This is a genomic window from Amnibacterium setariae (assembly GCF_003581425.1).
Classification (GTDB): Bacteria; Actinomycetota; Actinomycetes; order Actinomycetales; family Microbacteriaceae; genus Amnibacterium; species Amnibacterium setariae.
In genome coordinates, this window is sequence record NZ_QXTG01000002.1 from 648,428 (window position 1) to 665,074 (window position 16,647).

General features: G+C 74.1%; 18 protein-coding genes. 5 read left to right on the forward strand and 13 right to left on the reverse strand.

Going from position 1 to position 16,647, the window contains the following annotated elements; genetic code table 11:
* The first annotated feature begins 4 nt into the window (after positions 1-4).
* The 5 genes from D1781_RS11045 to D1781_RS11065 all read left to right on the forward strand — a co-directional run bounded on the left by D1781_RS11045 (position 5) and on the right by D1781_RS11065 (position 4,762).
* Positions 5-946, forward strand: a complete 942-nt coding sequence (locus tag D1781_RS11045; protein ID WP_119482344.1) for an ABC transporter permease — start codon at positions 5-7, stop codon at positions 944-946.
* Positions 943-1,830, forward strand: a complete 888-nt coding sequence (locus D1781_RS11050) for an ABC transporter permease (protein WP_119482345.1) — start codon at positions 943-945, stop codon at positions 1,828-1,830. The genes D1781_RS11045 and D1781_RS11050 overlap by 4 nt, the downstream gene beginning before the upstream one ends.
* Positions 1,827-2,900: an ABC transporter ATP-binding protein gene (locus D1781_RS11055; protein ID WP_119482346.1), complete on the forward strand. Its 1,074-nt coding sequence runs from the start codon at positions 1,827-1,829 to the stop codon at positions 2,898-2,900. Before D1781_RS11050 ends, D1781_RS11055 begins: the two co-directional genes overlap by 4 nt.
* 182 nt (positions 2,901-3,082) lie before the next feature.
* Positions 3,083-4,087 (forward strand): glycerophosphodiester phosphodiesterase family protein, encoded by a 1,005-nt coding sequence (locus D1781_RS11060; protein WP_233551278.1) that lies wholly within the window; start codon positions 3,083-3,085, stop codon positions 4,085-4,087.
* A 66-nt stretch (positions 4,088-4,153) separates the two neighbouring features.
* The gene (locus D1781_RS11065; protein WP_119482347.1) at positions 4,154-4,762 is read left to right on the forward strand and encodes a hypothetical protein; all 609 of its coding nucleotides are present in this window, start codon (positions 4,154-4,156) and stop codon (positions 4,760-4,762) included.
* A gap of 6 nt (positions 4,763-4,768) precedes the next feature.
* On the opposite strand, the gene nusB is transcribed toward D1781_RS11065, so the two are convergent.
* The 13 genes from nusB to rpsD all read right to left on the reverse strand — a co-directional run bounded on the left by nusB (position 4,769) and on the right by rpsD (position 16,455).
* The gene (gene nusB, locus D1781_RS11070) at positions 4,769-5,191 is read right to left on the reverse strand and encodes a transcription antitermination factor NusB (RefSeq protein ID WP_119482348.1); all 423 of its coding nucleotides are present in this window, start codon (positions 5,189-5,191) and stop codon (positions 4,769-4,771) included.
* A 3-nt stretch (positions 5,192-5,194) separates the two neighbouring features.
* Positions 5,195-5,755, reverse strand: a complete 561-nt coding sequence (efp, locus tag D1781_RS11075; protein WP_119482349.1) for an elongation factor P — start codon at positions 5,753-5,755, stop codon at positions 5,195-5,197.
* Between the two features lie 64 nt (positions 5,756-5,819).
* On the reverse strand, positions 5,820-6,269 hold the full coding sequence (locus tag D1781_RS11080; protein ID WP_119483202.1) for a type II 3-dehydroquinate dehydratase: 450 nt from the start codon (positions 6,267-6,269) through the stop codon (positions 5,820-5,822).
* A 10-nt stretch (positions 6,270-6,279) separates the two neighbouring features.
* A complete protein-coding gene (locus D1781_RS11085) occupies positions 6,280-7,275 on the reverse strand; it encodes a cation diffusion facilitator family transporter (protein WP_119483203.1) in 996 nt (331 codons plus the stop codon).
* A 133-nt stretch (positions 7,276-7,408) separates the two neighbouring features.
* Positions 7,409-8,482, reverse strand: coding sequence for a 3-dehydroquinate synthase (gene aroB / locus D1781_RS11090; RefSeq protein ID WP_119482350.1), 1,074 nt, complete (start codon positions 8,480-8,482; stop codon positions 7,409-7,411).
* Positions 8,479-8,949: a shikimate kinase gene (locus D1781_RS11095; protein WP_119483204.1), complete on the reverse strand. Its 471-nt coding sequence runs from the start codon at positions 8,947-8,949 to the stop codon at positions 8,479-8,481. Before D1781_RS11095 ends, aroB begins: the two co-directional genes overlap by 4 nt.
* 29 nt (positions 8,950-8,978) lie before the next feature.
* Entirely contained in the window at positions 8,979-10,184 is a 1,206-nt protein-coding gene (aroC, locus tag D1781_RS11100) for a chorismate synthase (protein WP_119482351.1), read from the reverse strand.
* A 236-nt stretch (positions 10,185-10,420) separates the two neighbouring features.
* Positions 10,421-11,221 carry a shikimate dehydrogenase gene (locus D1781_RS11105; RefSeq protein ID WP_119482352.1) on the reverse strand — a complete coding sequence of 267 codons (801 nt, stop codon included), beginning with the start codon at positions 11,219-11,221 and terminating at the stop codon, positions 10,421-10,423.
* Positions 11,218-12,393: an endolytic transglycosylase MltG gene (gene mltG / locus D1781_RS11110; RefSeq protein WP_119482353.1), complete on the reverse strand. Its 1,176-nt coding sequence runs from the start codon at positions 12,391-12,393 to the stop codon at positions 11,218-11,220. Before mltG ends, D1781_RS11105 begins: the two co-directional genes overlap by 4 nt.
* Complete coding sequence (gene ruvX, locus D1781_RS11115; protein ID WP_233551282.1) at positions 12,383-12,832, reverse strand: Holliday junction resolvase RuvX; 450 nt, start codon at positions 12,830-12,832, stop codon at positions 12,383-12,385. Before ruvX ends, mltG begins: the two co-directional genes overlap by 11 nt.
* A gap of 47 nt (positions 12,833-12,879) precedes the next feature.
* Positions 12,880-15,537, reverse strand: coding sequence for an alanine--tRNA ligase (gene alaS / locus D1781_RS11120; RefSeq protein WP_119482354.1), 2,658 nt, complete (start codon positions 15,535-15,537; stop codon positions 12,880-12,882).
* Positions 15,538-15,711 carry a hypothetical protein gene (locus tag D1781_RS17580; protein WP_158590073.1) on the reverse strand — a complete coding sequence of 58 codons (174 nt, stop codon included), beginning with the start codon at positions 15,709-15,711 and terminating at the stop codon, positions 15,538-15,540.
* 114 nt (positions 15,712-15,825) lie between these two features.
* Positions 15,826-16,455: a 30S ribosomal protein S4 gene (rpsD, locus tag D1781_RS11125; RefSeq protein ID WP_119482355.1), complete on the reverse strand. Its 630-nt coding sequence runs from the start codon at positions 16,453-16,455 to the stop codon at positions 15,826-15,828.
* Between the last annotated feature and the right edge of the window lie 192 nt (positions 16,456-16,647).

Consider the following 16,647-nt stretch of genomic DNA (forward strand, 5'->3'; position numbering starts at 1 on the left):
CCCGATGACCACGACCGCCAAGTCGCCCGCGGGTACGACGGCCTCCGCGGCAGCCGTGCCCGCGGGGACCGAGCGGCTCGGCACCCGCGGCGCCGGAGGGTCCACCCTCCGGCGCCGCGGCGTCGGCTGGCTCGGCTTCGCGCCGTTCGGCGTCTACGTCCTGCTCTTCCTCGCCGTCCCCGGCGTCGTCGCGATCACGAGCGGGTTCTTCGACGCGTCCGGCCGCCCCACGCTCGCGAACTTCGCCGCGCTCGGCGATCGGACGATCGCGTCGAACTTCTGGAGCTCGATCTGGCTCTCCGCGGTCTCCGCGGTGATCAGCGCGGTGCTCGGCGCGCTCGTCTGCTGGGCGCTGAGCGCCGCGCGGCCGGACGGCCTGGTCCGCGCCGTCGTCGACTCCGCGAGCAGCGTGTTCGCGCAGTTCGGCGGCGTCATGCTCGCCTTCGCCTTCATCGCCACGGTCGGCGCCCAGACGCTGGTCCAGGGTGTCGTGCAGCAGCTGACCGGATTCGACACGAGCACGTTCCTGTACTCGGTCGCCGGCCTGCTGCTGCCGTACACGTACTTCGGGGTGCCGCTGATGGTGCTGTCCTTCATGCCCGCCTTCGACGGCCTCAGGCCGCAGTGGGGCGAGGCCGTCGCGACCCTCGGCGGCACGCGGCTCGACTTCTGGCGCCGCGTCGGCGTGCCGGTGCTCGCGCCCGCGTTCTTCGGCAGCCTGATCCTGCTGTTCGCGAACGCGTTCTCCTCCTACGCGACCGCGGCCGCGCTGATCTCGCAGGGCGGCATCATCACCCTCGCGATCCGGCAGCAGCTCACGAGCGAGACGATCGTCGGCGTCGCGAACACGGCGGGCGTGCTCGCGCTCGGGATGGTCGTGATCATGGCCGTGCTCATGACGGCCTGCGCGGCCCTCGACCGGCGCACCCGGCGGTGGCAGCGATGACCGCGGCGAGCGGCGCCCCCGTCGCGGGCGTCTCCCCCACCGGGACGACGCCGCCCGTCCGCCGCGCGGCCCGGGGCCGGTACGGCGCGACGCCGGCGAAGGCGACCGGCGCGGCGGTGCTGATCGTCGTCGGGCTCCTCTTCGCGATCCCGCTGCTGTCGATGGGATGGTTCACGCTGCAGCGGGTCGGCTCGCCCGGCATCACGTTCGTGCACTGGCTCGCGCTGTTCGACCCGGCGCAGTCGTCGAACTACAGCGACCTCTTCGCCGGCGTCCAGAACTCGCTCGTCCTGGCCGTCATCGTGGTCGCGATCGTGCTCCTGCTGCTCCTACCCGCGATGCTCCTCGCGGAGCTGCGCCACCCGAAGGCGCACCGCGTGCTCGAGTTCGTCTGCCTCCTGCCGATCACGGTGCCCACGATCGTGCTCGTCGTCGGCTTCGTGCCCGTCTACCAGGTGCTGCAGCAGGTCGTCGGCAGCGACCCGTGGACGCTGTCCTTCGCCATCGGCGTGATCGTGCTGCCGTACGCGTACCGGCCGATCCAGGCGAACATCGGCACGCTGAACCTCACGACGCTGACGGAGGCGGCGCGCTCGCTCGGCGCGTCCTGGCCCGTCGCGGTGTGGCGGGTCGTGCTGCCGAACCTGCGCCGCGGGCTCATCTCCTCGTGCCTGCTGACGGTCTCCGTCGTGCTCGGCGAGTTCACCATCGCGAACGTGCTCTCGCAGAACACGTTCCAGACCGCGCTGCTGCTGCTGCAGCAGACCGACCCGTACGTCGGCGCCCTGCTCGCGCTCGCCGCGCTGCTGTTCGTCTTCGTGCTGCTCGTCGTCGTCTCGACGGCGGGCTCGATCACGCGGGGTCCCCGCCGGAGGAAGTCATGACCACCACCGTCCCCACGCCCGCGGACTCGCTCGTCGTCCGCGGCACGCCCGTCGAGCTCGTCGACGTCGTGAAGGACTACGGCTCGGGCGCACGCGCCCTGGACGGGATCAGCCTCGACATCCGCCCCGGCGAGTTCGTCGCCCTGCTCGGCCCGTCCGGCTGCGGCAAGACGACGGCCCTCCGCGCCATCAGCGGCCTCGAGACCATCGACGCCGGTCACGTGCGGATCGGCGGCCGCCAGATCGAGTCGGTGCCCGTGCACAAGCGCGACATCGGCATGGTCTTCCAGTCGTACTCGCTGTTCCCGCACATGACCGTGACGCAGAACACGGCGTTCGGCCTGCAGATGCGGAAGGTCGGCCGCGCCGAGCGCGACCGCCGGGTGCAGGAGGCGCTCGACCTCGTCGGGCTCGGACACCTCGGCGAGCGGTACGCGCACCAGCTCTCCGGCGGGCAGCAGCAGCGCGTCGCGCTCGCCCGCGCCCTCGTCACGCGCCCCCGCGTGCTGCTCCTCGACGAGCCGCTCTCCGCGCTCGACGCGAAGGTGCGCGTGCAGCTGCGCGACGAGATCCGGCGCATCCAGCAGGAGACCGGCATCACCGCGGTGTTCGTCACGCACGACCAGGAGGAGGCGCTCGCCGTCGCCGACCGCGTCGCCGTGATGAACGCGGGCTCGATCGAGCAGATCGGCACCCCCGAGGACCTCTACCTGCGACCCGCGACCGAGTTCGTCGCCGGCTTCGTCGGGCACAGCAACCGGGTCGAGGGCGTGCTCGAGCACGGCCGCGTGCAGGTCGCCGGGCAGGAGCTGCCGGCGCTGCCGGGCGCCACGCCCGACGGACCGGTCGTCGCGTTCGTGCGGCCGGAGGACGTGCACCTCGCGGCCGACGGCCTGCCCGGCATCGTCGTGTCGACGAGCTTCCTCGGTGCGGCCCGCCGGACCGTCGTGCGGCTCGAGACCGGCATCGCGCTCACGGTGCAGCACGCGGCCGCCGAGCACCCGGAGACCGGCGATCTCGTCCGCGTCGCCTTCGCCGGGCAGCCGGTCGCCGTCGCCGCGCGGTCCTGAGCAGGGGTCCCGGCGGCCGCGTCGCCGGCCGCCGGACCCGCCGGCACGTCGCCCCGCGCAGCCCGGGTGTCGCCGTCGCGCGGCGTCCCGCGCTTCGTACGCTGCTCCGTCGTGCATCCCCGTTCATCCGCGCGTCACCTCGTGATCGCGGTCCGTCCACGGCCGTGATCGACGCTCCGACGGTGGCTCCCTCGCCCCGTCCCGCCGGTCTGTCCTCGCTCCTCGTGCCCGGTCGCCCGATCGTGATCGGCCACCGCGGCGCTCCCGGCTACCGCCCCGAGCTGACCCGCTCGTCCCTCCTCCTCGCGGTCGCCCAGGGCGTCGACGCGCTGGAGATCGACGTCGTGCCGAGCCGCGACGGCGTGCTCGTCGTGCGGCACGACCGCGACCTGGCGGACACCACCGACGTCGCGCGCCGGCCCGACCTGCGCGACCGCCGACGGACCGGGCACGACGGCCGGCGGGCCTGGTACGCGGACGACCTCGACTGGGCCGAGCTCGCCACCCTGCGGGCGCGCGAGCGCATGCCGCGCGTGCGGCCGGAGAGCGCGGAACACGACGGCCGGGAGGGCGTCCTCCGGCTCGACGACGTGCTCGAGCTCGCGGCCGAGGCGGACGTGCTGCTCGTGATCGAGGTCAAGGAGCCGCTCGCGCTCGCAGCCCGCGGCCTGGACCCGGTCCCGCTGCTCCGCGCCGAGCTCGCCCGCGCCCCGCGGCTGCCGAGGATCGTGTTCGAGAGCTTCGAGAAGACCGCGCTGCTCGGCCTCGCCGACCTCCCGCACCCGATCGTCTACCTGCTCGAGCCGGTCGGCATGGCGCCCGACGAGGTGCGGGAGGGGCCGCTCGCCCGGACCTACCGGCAGGAGCTGGCGGACCCGGCGGCCCTCGCGGGCTTCGACGGCGTCAGCATCCCGAGCAGCCGCGTCACGGCCCGCCGGGTGGCCGCGCTGCACGCGCTCGGCCTCGCCGTCTGGACGTGGACGCTCCGGCCCGAGAACCGCTTCCTGCCCCGGCGGCACCGCACCGACGGGCCCCGCGCCGCGCTCGGCGACTGGGAGGCGTACTGGGCGTCGGTGCTGGACGCCGGGGTCGACGGCGTGTTCACGGACCACCCCGACCTGACGATCGCGGTCCGCGACCGTCTCGGCGTCGCCGCCGTCCGACCGGGACCCGCCCGGCGCCCCTGAGCAGCGCCTCGGGCGCCGCTCCGGCCGGGGCTGGCGCGGGCGGAGCGCGCGGAGCAGGATCGCCGCATGGGCGGTCCCGCCGCGGCGACCGAGGAGTCGGTGGCGGAGCTGCGCCTGCGGCTCTACCGCCCGGACCCGCCGCCGGGCGCCGTCGCCGCCTATCTCGAGGCGCTCGCCGTGCTGCCGCCCGCGCCGGAGCCGGTCCTGCCGCGCCTCCGACGGCCGCCGCGTCGACCGCCGTCGCTCCGAGCGATCGCCGTCGTCCTCGCCGTGGCCGCGGCAGCCGCCGGCGGCATCGCGCTGGCCGCGGACGGGAACCGCGCGGCGGTGGAGGCGGACCGGGCCGACCGCGCGGCGCAGGCGGTGCAGGCGGCCGCGATCCTGCTGCCGAACGCGGTCGGGACCCCGATCGGCGTGCTCGCCGGGAGCCGCGACGGCGCGGCGCGGTTCGTCGCCGACGGCCACCGCGTGGTGGTGAGCATCAACTGCACCGGCAGCGGCACCATCGCGCTGCGGATCGGCCCCGAGGACCCGGTCGTGCTGACCTGCGGCAACGGCGGGCCCGCGCTCGCGCTCATCCCCTCGACGGGCGCGCTCGACCGGTTCGTCGTCCGGGTCGAGCCCGATCCGGCCATGCCGTGGGCGCTCGCGGTCGGCGCGCTGCCCGAGGCGTGAACCGGGTCAGCTCGGCTGCCCGGCCTCCTTCACGACCGCGGTGAGCAGGCCGTTGACGAACTTCGGGCTGTCGTCGGTGGACAGCTCCTTCGCGAGCTCGACGGCCTCGTCGATCGCGACGCCGACCGGCACGTCCGGGTTCCAGCGGGCCTCCCAGATCGCGATCCGGAGGATGCCGCGGTCGACCGCGGGCATGCGCTCGATCGGCCAGGACGTGGAGTGCCCGGCGATCAGGCCGTCGATCTCCTCGGCGTGGTCGATGACGCCCTGCACGATCTCGCGCGCGTAGGGCCAGCTCGAGGCGCGCTCGGGCCGGGCCGCCGCGCGCAGCGACTCCGCCTCGAGCGACTGCTCCGGCGTCTCCCCGCGCACGTCCGCGGCGAACAGCACGTCGAGCGCGCGCTTGCGCGCCTTGCTCCGCGCGGACATCGGCTAGGAGACGCGGCCGAGGTAGTCGCCCGTGCGGGTGTCCACCTTGACCTTCGTGCCCGTCTCGAGGAACAGCGGCACCTGGATCTCCGCGCCGGTCTCGAGGGTCGCCGGCTTCGTGCCCGCGCTCGAGCGGTCGCCCTGCAGGCCCGGCTCGGTGTACGTGACCTCGAGCACGACGGAGGCGGGCAGCTCGACGTACAGCGGGTTGCCGTTGTTGACCGCGATCGTCGCCTGCTGGTTCTCGAGCAGGTAGTCGGCCGCGCCGCCGACGGTCGCCGCCGGGATGGGCAGCTGCTCGTAGGTCTCGCCGTCCATGAAGACGAAGTCGTCGCCGTCCTTGTACAGGAACTGGTAGTCGCGCCGGTCGACGTTCTCGATGTCGACCTTCGCGCCCGCGTTGTACGTGCGGTCGACGACCTTGCCGGTCACGACGTTCTTGAGCTTGGTGCGCACGAACGCGCCGCCCTTGCCCGGCTTGACGTGCTGGAACTCGACGACGTTCCAGAGCTGGCCGTCGATCGAGAGCACGACGCCGTTGCGGATGTCCGCGGTGCTCGCCATGGGTTACCTCCGTGAAGTCCTCGGCCCGTCCCGCCCCGTGCGGGGCTCCGGCCGACCCGGCAGTCTACCCGGCCGCGGTCAGGTGCTTCCCGACCCAGTCGAGCGCGAGCAGGTAGCCGTCGACGCCGAAGCCGGCGATGACGCCGGTCGCGACGGGCGACACGACCGACTCCCGGCGGAAGGCCCCCCGTGCCGCCGGGTTCGTCAGGTGCACCTCGACGACGGGCACGCCCGCGGTCGTCACCACGCGCACCGCGTCGTGCAGCGCGTACGAGTAGTGCGTGAAGGCGGCGGGGTTCAGCACGACCGGGGACCTCGAATCGGCGGCCTCGTGCAGCCAGCCGATCAGCTCGGCCTCGTCGTCGGTCTGCCGCACGTCGACCTCGACCCCGCCCGGGGCCGCCGCGGCGAGCGCGGACGCGACGTCGTCGAGCGACGCGGTGCCGTAGACGTCCGGCTCGCGGGTGCCGAGGCGCTGCAGGTTCGGGCCGTTCAGGACGAGCACGCGGGGCACCCGCGTCACGCTAGCGGGGGGCCGGGACCGCCTGCTGGTCGGCGGGCACCTCGAGCGGCGGGTCGCCCGGCCGGCTGAGCGTGAGGACCGCCTCCGCCACGTGCTCGTCCTGCTCCACCGTCCGGCCGATCGACGCGAGCAGCCCGGCGATCTCGTGCTCCGGGGCGTCGCCCGTGAGGTCGACCGCCGCGACGAGGTAGACGCGGGACGGCCCGACGTACTCGAGGTGGAGGTAGGACACCGTCGCCACGTGCTCGTGCGCCGCGAGCATGCGGAGCACCGCCGCCTGCACGCGCGGCGACGGCGACTGCCCGATGATGAAGCGCCGGTTGAGCTGGATCAGCACGATCGCGACGACGCCGAGCAGCACGCCGATGGCGATCGACCCGGCCGCGTCCCACACCGGGGAGCCGGTGATCTCGTGCAGGGCGATGCCGGCCGCCGCGAGCACGAGGCCGATGAGCGCGGCGGCGTCCTCGAAGAACACGGCCCGCACGGTCGGGTCGGAGGTCTTCAGCACGTGCTCGAGCACGTCCTGCCGGGCGGCGGCCGCGGTGCCCCGCAGCTGGTGCAGCGAGCGGAGGAAGGAGACGCCCTCGAGCACGAACGAGACGCCGACGACGAGGTACGCGATCAGCTGGTTCTCGTTCGGCTCGTCAGAGCCGAGCTCGCTGATGCCGTGCTGGATGGAGAGCACCGCGACGACCGTGAACAGCCCGACGGCGGCGAAGAGCGACCAGACGTAGGCGTCCCGGCCGTAGCCGTACGGGTGCGTCCGGTCGGGGCCGCGCGCGCCGCGGCGCTCGGCGATCAGCAGGAACACCTCGTTCCCCGAGTCCGCCCAGGAGTGCGCCGCCTCCGCCGTCATCGACGCCGAGCCGGTGAGCACCGCGGCGACGGACTTCGCGACGGCGATCGCGACGTTCGCGACGAGCGCCACCAGGACGGTGAGGAAGGAGCCGCCCCCGCTCCCCTGCTGCGCGGTGGGCTGCTGCGCGTCCGTCACGTCCACATCATGCTCCGGGTGGTCTCGAGGCTCGCTGCGCTCGCACCTCGACCAGCGGGGCGACACGGTGGTCGAGCCGGGCGCTCCGCGCCAGTGCCGAGACCACCCGCCCCGAGCGGCGGACGGGGCGGGGTCAGTCCGCGATCTCGCCGTAGGCGGTGAAGAGCAGGTGGTCCTCCGGCCCGTTCAGGATGCTCGTGCGGCCGATGCCGTCGAGCAGCACGAACCGGAGCAGCCCGGCGCGGGACTTCTTGTCCCGCCGCATCGCCGCGGTGAGCGCCTCCCACCGGCCGCCCGGGTAGGTGAGCGGCAGGGAGAGCGAGCCGAGCACGTCGCGGTGCAGCTGCACGCCGTCGTCGTCGAGCCGGCCGACGAGCCGGGCGAGCTCCGCGGCGAAGACCATGCCGACCGAGATCGCGCCGCCGTGCCGCCAGCGGTACCGCTCGGCGTACTCGATGGCGTGGCCGAGCGTGTGGCCGTAGTTGAGGATCTCGCGACGACCGGACTCTCGGAAGTCCTCGCTGACCACCTCCGCCTTCACGCGGATCGCCCGCTCGACGAGCTCGGCGAACACCGGCGAGGTCGGGTCGGTCGCGGTGTCGACGTCCGCGGTCAGCCGGTCGAGGATCGTCGTGTCGACGATGAAGCCGCACTTCGCGACCTCGGCGAAGCCGGAGAGCAGGTCGTTGCGGGGCAGCGTGTCGAGCACGTCGAGGTCCGCGATCACGGCGACCGGCGCGGTGAAGGTGCCGACGAGGTTCTTGCCCTCGGTCGTGTTGATGCCCGTCTTGCCGCCCACCGCGGCGTCCACCATGCCGAGGACGCTCGTCGGCAGGCTGACGAACGGCACGCCGCGCAGCCAGGTCGCCGCGACGAAGCCGGCGAGGTCGGTGACCGCGCCGCCGCCCAGCCCGATGACCGCGTCGGTCCGGGTGAAGTCCGCCTGCCCGAGGATGCCCCAGCAGAACGCGGCGACCTCGATGCGCTTCGCGTCCTCCGCGTCCGGCACCTCGGCGAGCAGCACCTCGACCCGGCCCGCGAGGCGCTCGCGGATCGCGTCCGCGCGACGCGCCTGCACGGGCTGGTGGATCAGCAGGGCCTTCTTCGCGCCGGCGGGGACCGCCTCGGCGACCACGTCGCCGAGGCCGCGGCCCAGGACGACGTCGTACTCCCCCGCGTTGCGGACCGGGATGCGGACGGGTGTCACGGTGCGACCTCCTGCAGCTGCGCCGCGAGCTCCGCGGCGATCGTCGTCATGGGTCGGCGGGACGTGTCGACGACCACGTCGGCGAGCGCCGCGTAGACCGGCTCCCGCTCGGCGGCGATCCGTCGCCACGACTCGAGGCCGTCGGTGAGCAGGGGGCGCCTCCCGTCGCCGATCCGCGCCGCGACGGCCTGCTCGGAGACGGTGAGCAGCACGACGGTGCAGCCCGCGAGCGCGGCGCGCGTGGTCGCATCGAGCACCGCGCCTCCGCCGAGGGCGACGACGCCGCCCGTGGCGAGCTCCCGCTGGACCACGTCGCGCTCGATCGCGCGGAACGCCGCCTCGCCGCGCTCGACGAACAGCTGCGGGATCGGCGCGTGCTCGGCGGCGATCACCGCGTCCGTGTCGACGAACCGGCGGCCGAGGTGCTTGGCGACGCGGCGGCCGACCGAGGTCTTGCCGGCGCCCATCGGCCCGATGAGCGCGACGGTGCGCGCGGTCACCGCGGGGCGCGCGTCGCGACGGTCCGCAGGGAGGCGGGGATCGCCGCGAGGTAGGCCTCGAGGTTCCGCCGGGTCTCCTCGACGGAGTCGCCGCCGAACTTCTCGACCACCGCGTCCGCGAGGACGAGCGCGACCATCGCCTCGGCGACGACGCCCGCGGCCGGCACGGCGCAGACGTCGGAGCGCTGGTGGTGCGCGGAGGCGGCCTCGCCGGTCGCGACGTCGATCGTGCGGAGGGCGCGCGGTACCGTCGAGATCGGCTTCATCGCCGCGCGGACGCGGAGCACGTCGCCGGTGGTCATGCCGCCCTCGAGGCCGCCCGCGCGGTCGGTGACGCGCTCGATCGCGCCGTCCGAGAGCACGAGCTCGTCGTGCGCGGCCGAGCCGCGGCGCGCGGCCGTGCGGAAGCCGTCGCCGACCTCCACGCCCTTCATCGCCTGGATGCCCATGAGCGCGCCGGCGAGCCGCGCGTCGAGACGGCGGTCCCAGTGCACGTAGGAGCCGAGCCCGGGCGGCAGGCCCTCCACGACGACCTCGACGACGCCGCCGAGCGTGTCGCCCGCGTGGTGGGCGTCGTCGATCTCCTCGACCATCCGCGCGCTCGTCGCCGGGTCGGCGCAGCGCACCGGGTCCGCGTCGATGCGGTCGACGTCGGCCGGGTGCGGCAGGGGCGCGTCCTCGGGCACCTGCACCGGACCGATCGCGACGACGTGGCTGACGAGCCCGACGCCGAGCTCCGCGAGGAAGGTGCGCGCGACCGCGCCGAGCGCGACGCGGGCCGCGGTCTCGCGGGCGCTCGCGCGCTCCAGCACCGGGCGGGCCTCGTCGAAGCCGTACTTCTGCATGCCCGTGAGGTCCGCGTGACCGGGGCGGGGCCGGGTGAGCGGTGCGCCGCGCCCGCGGGAGGCGTCCGTGAGCGGCACGTCCTCCGCGTTCATGACCTCCTGCCACTTCGGCCACTCGGTGTTGCCGATGGTCAGCGCGACCGGGCCGCCGATGGACCGGCCGTGCACGACGCCGCCGACGACGCCGAGCTCGTCCTGCTCGAACTTCTGGCGGGAGCCGCGGCCGACGCCGAGGCGGCGCCGCGCGAGGTCGCGGCGGATCGCGTCCCCGGTCACGGGCACGCCGGCGGGCAGCCCTTCGAGGATGGCGGTGAGGCTCGGGCCGTGCGACTCACCGGCGGTCAGCCAGCGCAACATCGCCCCGATCCTCCCATGCCCGCGGACCGCATGAACCCGTTGCTCGAGGAACGAGCGCCCGAACCCGCGTCACCAACCAGCCCTGTTGGTCGAGGTGCGAGCGCCAGCGAGCCTCGAGACCGTGCCGCTGCTGATCTCGAGGCTCGCTGCGCTCGCACCTCGATCAGCGGGGAGGCCGCGGAGCGGGACGGGGCCAAGGGCTGCGGTCAGCATCAGCGGCCGGGCGCAGGTGCCGCTCAGCGGCCGACGGCGGCGCGCATCGCGGCGCGCACCTCGGCCTCGCGCGGCAGCGGGACGTCGGGGTCGGCGTCGGTGAAGACCCTCACCTGGAGCACCGCCTGCTCGACCAGCATGTCGAGGCCGTGCAGGAGGCGCCCGCCCGCCCCGAGCCATCGCGCGCCGAGCGCGGTCGGCCAGGGGTCGTAGGCGACGTCGAGCAGCGGCGTGCCGGCTGCGACGGCGCCGGGCACGGGCACCTCCGCCTCCGCGTGCCCCGGCAGGGTCGACACGACGACGTCGGCGTCCGCGAGGTCGACGTCGTCGAGCGGCACGAAGGCGTCCGCGAGCCCGGCGAGGTCGCGCGCCGCCGCCTCCGGCCGTCGGGCCGCGACGACGCGCTCCTGCACGCCCAGCCGACCGAGCGCCTCCGCGGCGCTTGCGGCCGTCGCGCCGCCGCCGAGGACGACGGCGCGCCGCGCACCCGTGTGATCGCGGAGCACCGCCTCCACGCCGCCCACGTCCGTGTTCGCGAGCCGGGGCCGCTCCCCCAGCCGCAGGGTGTTCGCGAGCCCGAGCCGGTCGACGAGCGGCGCGTGCTCGCGCACGAGCGGGAGCACGGCGCGCTTCAGCGGCATCGTCAGGGACAGGCCGACCCACTCGGGGCCGAGCTCCGCCAGCAGCCCGGGCAGGGTCTCCTCCGTCGCCTCGATCCGGTCGTACCGCCAGTCGAGCCCGAGCACGTCCGCGGCCGCGGCGTGGAGCAGCGGCGACCGCGAGTGCGCGATCGGCGATCCGAGGACCGCGAGCCGCCCGGTCACTTCTTGTAGGAGGGGTGGGCGTCCAGCCAGCGGAGGAACTGGTCCGCGTTCCTCTGGTGCTCCGCGTACGTGTTCGCGAACTTCGTCTCGCCCGTCTGGAGGTTCACGGTGACGAAGTACAGCCACTTCCCCTTCTCCGGCGCGATCGCGGCCTTGATCGCGGCGTCGCCCGGGCTCGAGATCGGCCCGGCGGGCAGCCCGTCGCGGAGGTAGGTGTTGTACGGGTTCTTGTCCGCCTTCTCCTTCGCCGTCGGCACCACGGTGGTGCCGCCGGCGCCGTAGCTGACGGTGGCGTCGGACTGGAGGCGCATCCCCTGCGCGATGCGGTTGAGGAAGACGCGGGCGACCTTCGCGTCGTCCTCGCCGTTCCCCTCCTTCTGCACGAGGCCCGCGAGGGTGAGCACGCGCTCGCGCTTCGCCGCGGGAACGCCGGCCTCGTCGAGGGCCTGCTTCATGCGGTCGACCATCTGCTGCAGCATCTCGCGCCCGGTCGTGCCCGGCTGGAACGTGTAGGTCGCGGGGAACAGCCAGCCCTCGATGTTCGGCGCCGACTTCGGCACGCCGAGCGAGGAGTGGTCCTTCGCGATCTTCTTCAGCTCGGCGAGGTCCTGCCCAGTCGAGCGGGCCGTGATCGCGAGGATCTGCGACGACGTCGACCCCTCCGGGATCGCGACGATCGACTGCACGAGGTTCTTGGGGTCCTGCAGGGCGGCGAGGGCCGACGCGGCGCTCATCCGCTCCTTCAGGCGCCAGGTGCCCGGGTTCAGGGACGGCTCGGGCGAGGTGTTCACGAGCAGGTCGTAGAACGCCGACCGCGTCTTCGTGACGCCCTTCGCGACGAGCAGGTCGGCGACGTCGCCACCCGTGTCGCCGGGGCGCACCTCGACCTCGACGGTGCCCTCGCCGGAGCCCGTGTAGTCGTTGCTCCAGCCGAACAGCGACTTCACCTGCTCGGGGTAGGTCTGGTACGCGAACCAGCCGGCGCCGCCGACCGCGACGAGGAGGACGAGCAGCACGCCGAGCACCCACGGCCAGATGCCGCGCCGCTTGCGCCGCTCCCGACCGTGCCGCGAGGGCTCGCCGCCGTCGTCGCCTCCTCCGCCGCCGAGGAGTCGTTCGAACTCGTCGGCCGCGGACGCGCGCGCCTGCTGGGGTCCTGGGCTAGGGGCCACCTGTTCGCTTCCGCTTCGGTTCGAGGAGGGCGCCGGGCGCCTCGCCTCGGGCGCGCTCAGCGTCGAGGGCGTGCTGCAAAAGTATCACCGCGGCCACCTGGTCGATCACGTTCCGCGAGCCCCGCGTGTTCCGGCCGGAGGCGTGCAGCGCCGACTGGGCGCTGACCGTCGTCAGCCGCTCGTCCACCAGCCGCACCGGCACCGGACCCTCCGCCAGGCGGTCGGCGACCATGCGAGCGTCGCCGGTGGAGGGGGTGTCCCGGCCGGAGAGCGCGAGCGGCAGGCCGACGACGAGCTCGATCGCGTCGAGCTCCGCGGCGAGCGCCGCGATCCGGGCCAGCACCGGCTCGAGGTCGCCGCGGCGCTGCACGGTCTCGACGGGGGTCGCGAGCAGGCCGTCGCGGTCGCACCGGGCGACGCCGACGCGGGCCTTGCCCACGTCGACGCCGAGCCGGACGCCGCGGCGGAACCCGCCCTGCTCGTCGCTCAGGAGGAGAGCCCCTGCGCCACGGCGGCGAGCGCGTCCTCGATCGCCCCGGCGTCGCTGCCGCCGCCCTGCGCGATGTCGTCGCGGCCGCCTCCGCCGCCGCCGAGCACGCCCGCAGCGCGCTTCGCGAGCGGCCCCGCCTTCGCCCCGGCGTCGCGCGCCGCGGCGTTCGTCGCCACGATCACGACCGGCCGGTCCTGCACCGTCGCCGCGAGCCCGACGACCGCGGGCACGGCGCCGAGCCGGTCGCGGACGTCGATCACGAGGGCCCGGAGGTCGTCCGCGCCGCCGAGCGCGCCGACCTGCTCGAGCACGGCGGTGACGCCGCCGACGGACCTCGCCTGCGACGCGAGCGCGGGCACCCGCTGCGCGAGGGCCTGGCGCTCGAACTCGGCGATGCGCTTCTCGGCGGCCTTCAGGCTCGCCGCGAGGTCCTGCACCCGCGACACGATCTGGGCCTGCGGCACCTTGAGGTTCGCGCCGAGCTCGGTCACGAGCGCGCGCTCGGTCGCGAACTGCTTGAACGCCTCCGGGCCCACGAGGGACTCGATGCGGCGGCTGGTCGCCCCCACGCTCGACTCGCCGACCACGTTGATCAGGCCGATCTCGGAGGAGTGCCCGACGTGCGTGCCGCCGCAGAGCTCGCGGGACCACGGGCCGCCGATGTCGACCATGCGCACGACGTCGCCGTACTTCTCGCCGAACAGCGCCATCGCGCCCTGCGCCTTCGCCTCGTCCAGCGGCAGCACGCGGGTGACGACCTCGAGGTCCTCGTTCACGCGGAGGTTCGCGATGTCCTCGACCTCGCTGCGCGTGTCGGGGCTGAGGGGCGCGTTCCAGCTGAAGTCGAGCCGCATGTAGCCGGCCTTGTTGTAGGAGCCGGCCTGGTGCGCGTCCGGGCCGAGCACCTGGCGGAGCGCCGCGTGGATCAGGTGGGTGGCGGAGTGCGCCTGGGTCGCGCCGCGGCGGTACAGCGGGTCCACGATCGTCTGCGCCGGGTCGCCGACGGCGACCTCGCCCTCGACGACCTGGACTCGGTGGCTGACGAGCCCCGCGACCGGCCGCTGCACGTCGAGCACCTCGAGCCGGTAGCCCGGGCCGCGGATCTCGCCCTGGTCCGCGTCCTGGCCGCCGGACTCCGCGTAGAGCGTCGTCTCGGCGAGGATCACCTCGGCGATGTCGCCGAGCGCGATGGAGGAGACCGCGCGGCCGTCGCGGATCAGGCCGAGCACGCGGCTTTCCGCGACGAGCTCGCTGTAGCCGAGGAACGCCGTCTCGCCCTTCGCGCGGAAGTCCGAGTAGACCGAGAGGTCCGCGAGCGCGGTCTTCTTCGCCTTCGCGTCCGCCTTCGCGCGGGAGCGCTGCTCCTGCATCAGCCGGTCGAACGCGGCGCGGTCGACGGTGAGGCCCGCCTCCTCCGCGACCTCGAGCGTGAGGTCGATCGGGAACCCGTAGGTGTCGTGCAGGAGGAAGGCGGTGTCGCCCGCGACCTGCTCGGCGCCCGCCGCGCGGGTGCGCTCGATCGCCGTGTCGAGGATGGCGGTGCCCCCGACCAGCGTCTTCAGGAAGCTCTCCTCCTCCGCGTCGGCGAGGCGCTGGATGCGGCCGGACTCGGGCAGCAGCTCCGGGTACGCGGCGCTCATCGCGTCGCGGGAGACCGGGAACAGCTCGCCGAAGGTCGCGCCCTCGACGCCGAGCAGGCGCATCGCGCGGACGGAGCGGCGGAGGAGGCGGCGCAGCACGTAGCCGCGGCCCTCGTTCGACGGCGTCACCCCGTCGAGCATGAGCATCATCGCCGAGCGGATGTGGTCGCTCACGACCCGCATCCGCACGTCGTCCTCGGCGTTCGCGCCGTACGCCCGGCCGCTGAGGCGGGAGGCGGCGTCGATCACGGGGCGGATCTGGTCGATCTCGTAGATGTTCTCGACGCCCTGCTTGATGAAGGCGACGCGCTCGAGCCCCATGCCGGTGTCGACGTTCTTGTTCGGCAGCTCGCGGACGACGTCGAAGTCCTCCTTCGACCGGATGTTCGCGATCTCGTACTGCATGAACACGAGGTTCCAGATCTCGACGTACCGGTCGTCGCCGGTCGCCGGCCCCCCGTCCGCACCGTAGGCGGGACCGCGGTCGAAGAAGATCTCGGAGTCCGGGCCGGCGGGGCCGGGCTGACCGGTCATCCAGTAGTTGTCGGCGTAGCCGAGCCGCTGGATGCGGTCCGCGGGCAGGCCGACCTCGTCGCGCCAGATCGCCTCGGCCTCGTCGTCGTCCTGGAAGACGGTGACCCAGAGGTCCTTCGGGTCGAAGCCGAAGCCGCCGTCCGCCTCGCTCGTCGTGAGCAGCTCCCAGGCCCACCGGATGGCGTCCTGCTTGAAGTAGTCGCCGAACGACCAGTTGCCGAGCATCTGGAAGAAGGTGCCGTGCCGCGGCGTGCGGCCCACCTCCTCGATGTCGAGGGTGCGGATGCACTTCTGGCTGTCCACCGCGCGCGGGTACGGCGCGGGGACGGTGCCGTTCAGGTACGGGATGAACGGGACCATGCCCGCGACCGTGAACAGCAGGGAGGGGTCGGGCGAAACGAGCGAGGCGCTCGGCACGACGGTGTGGCCGCGGTCGGCGAAGAACTGCAGGTAGCGGCGGCGGATCTCGGCGGTCTCCACTTACTTCCCCTCCGCCAGGCGCGCGCGGTACGAGTCGGACACGGCGGCGGCGAACTCGTCCGTCACGCCGTTCACCACGGCGAACACGCGGGCGCCGGCGGGCGTCCGCGACGCGACGTGAGCGAGCGCCGCGCCTGCGAGCAGGCCGACGAGAAAGACGAGCACCTTGCCCATGGCTCCTCCAAGATCAGCGGTCCAGCCTACCCAGGCGCCGCGCGGGGCCTCCACGCCCGGGAACGACGGAGCGCCCGCCCTGCGAGGCAGGACGGGCGCTCCGGGAGCGGTGGCTCAGCGCGCGGCGTAGTACTCGACGACGAGCTGGACGTCGGCGGTCACCGGCACCTCGGCGCGCTTCGGACGACGCACGAGGCGCGCCTGCAGCTTGTCGAGCTCGACCTCGAGGTAGCCCGGGGTCTTCGGCAGCACGTCGGCGTGACCGCCGGCCGCGGCGACCTGGAACGGCTCGAGCTGCTCGCTCTTGCCCTTGACGTGGATGACCTGGCCCGGCTTCACGCGGAAGGAGGGGCGGTCGACGAGCTTGCCGTCCACGAGGATGTGGCGGTGCACGACGGCCTGGCGGGCCTGGGCGGTGGTGCGGGCGAAGCCGGCGCGGAGCACGAGGGCGTCGAGGCGCATCTCGAGCAGCTCGACCAGGTTCTCACCGGTCAGGCCCTGGGTGCGGCGGGCCTCGTTGAAGACGATGCGGAGCTGCTTCTCGCGCAGGCCGTACTGGGCGCGCAGACGCTGCTTCTCGCGGAGGCGGACGGCGTAGTCGCTGTCGGCCTTGCGCTTGGTGCGGCCGTGCTCCCCCGGCGCGTAGGGACGCTTCTCCAGGTAGCGGGCGGCCTTCGGGGTGAGCGCGACGCCGAGCGCGCGCGAGAGCTTGACCTTGCCGCGGGTGCGGGCCTTGGTGGACATGCGGTTCCTTCAGGATTCGGAATGGAGCCGGCCGCGCCGTGCAGCGCGGACGGAAGACATCTCGAGGGATTCGGCGTGCGAGGACCGGCCGGCTACAGGCTCGGGTCCTCTCGCGCACCCGGTGTCGCAGCCGCACGACGCTCGGGCCCGCTCCATGCCGCCGACAAGGATAGCAGCACGCGGTCCCCCGCG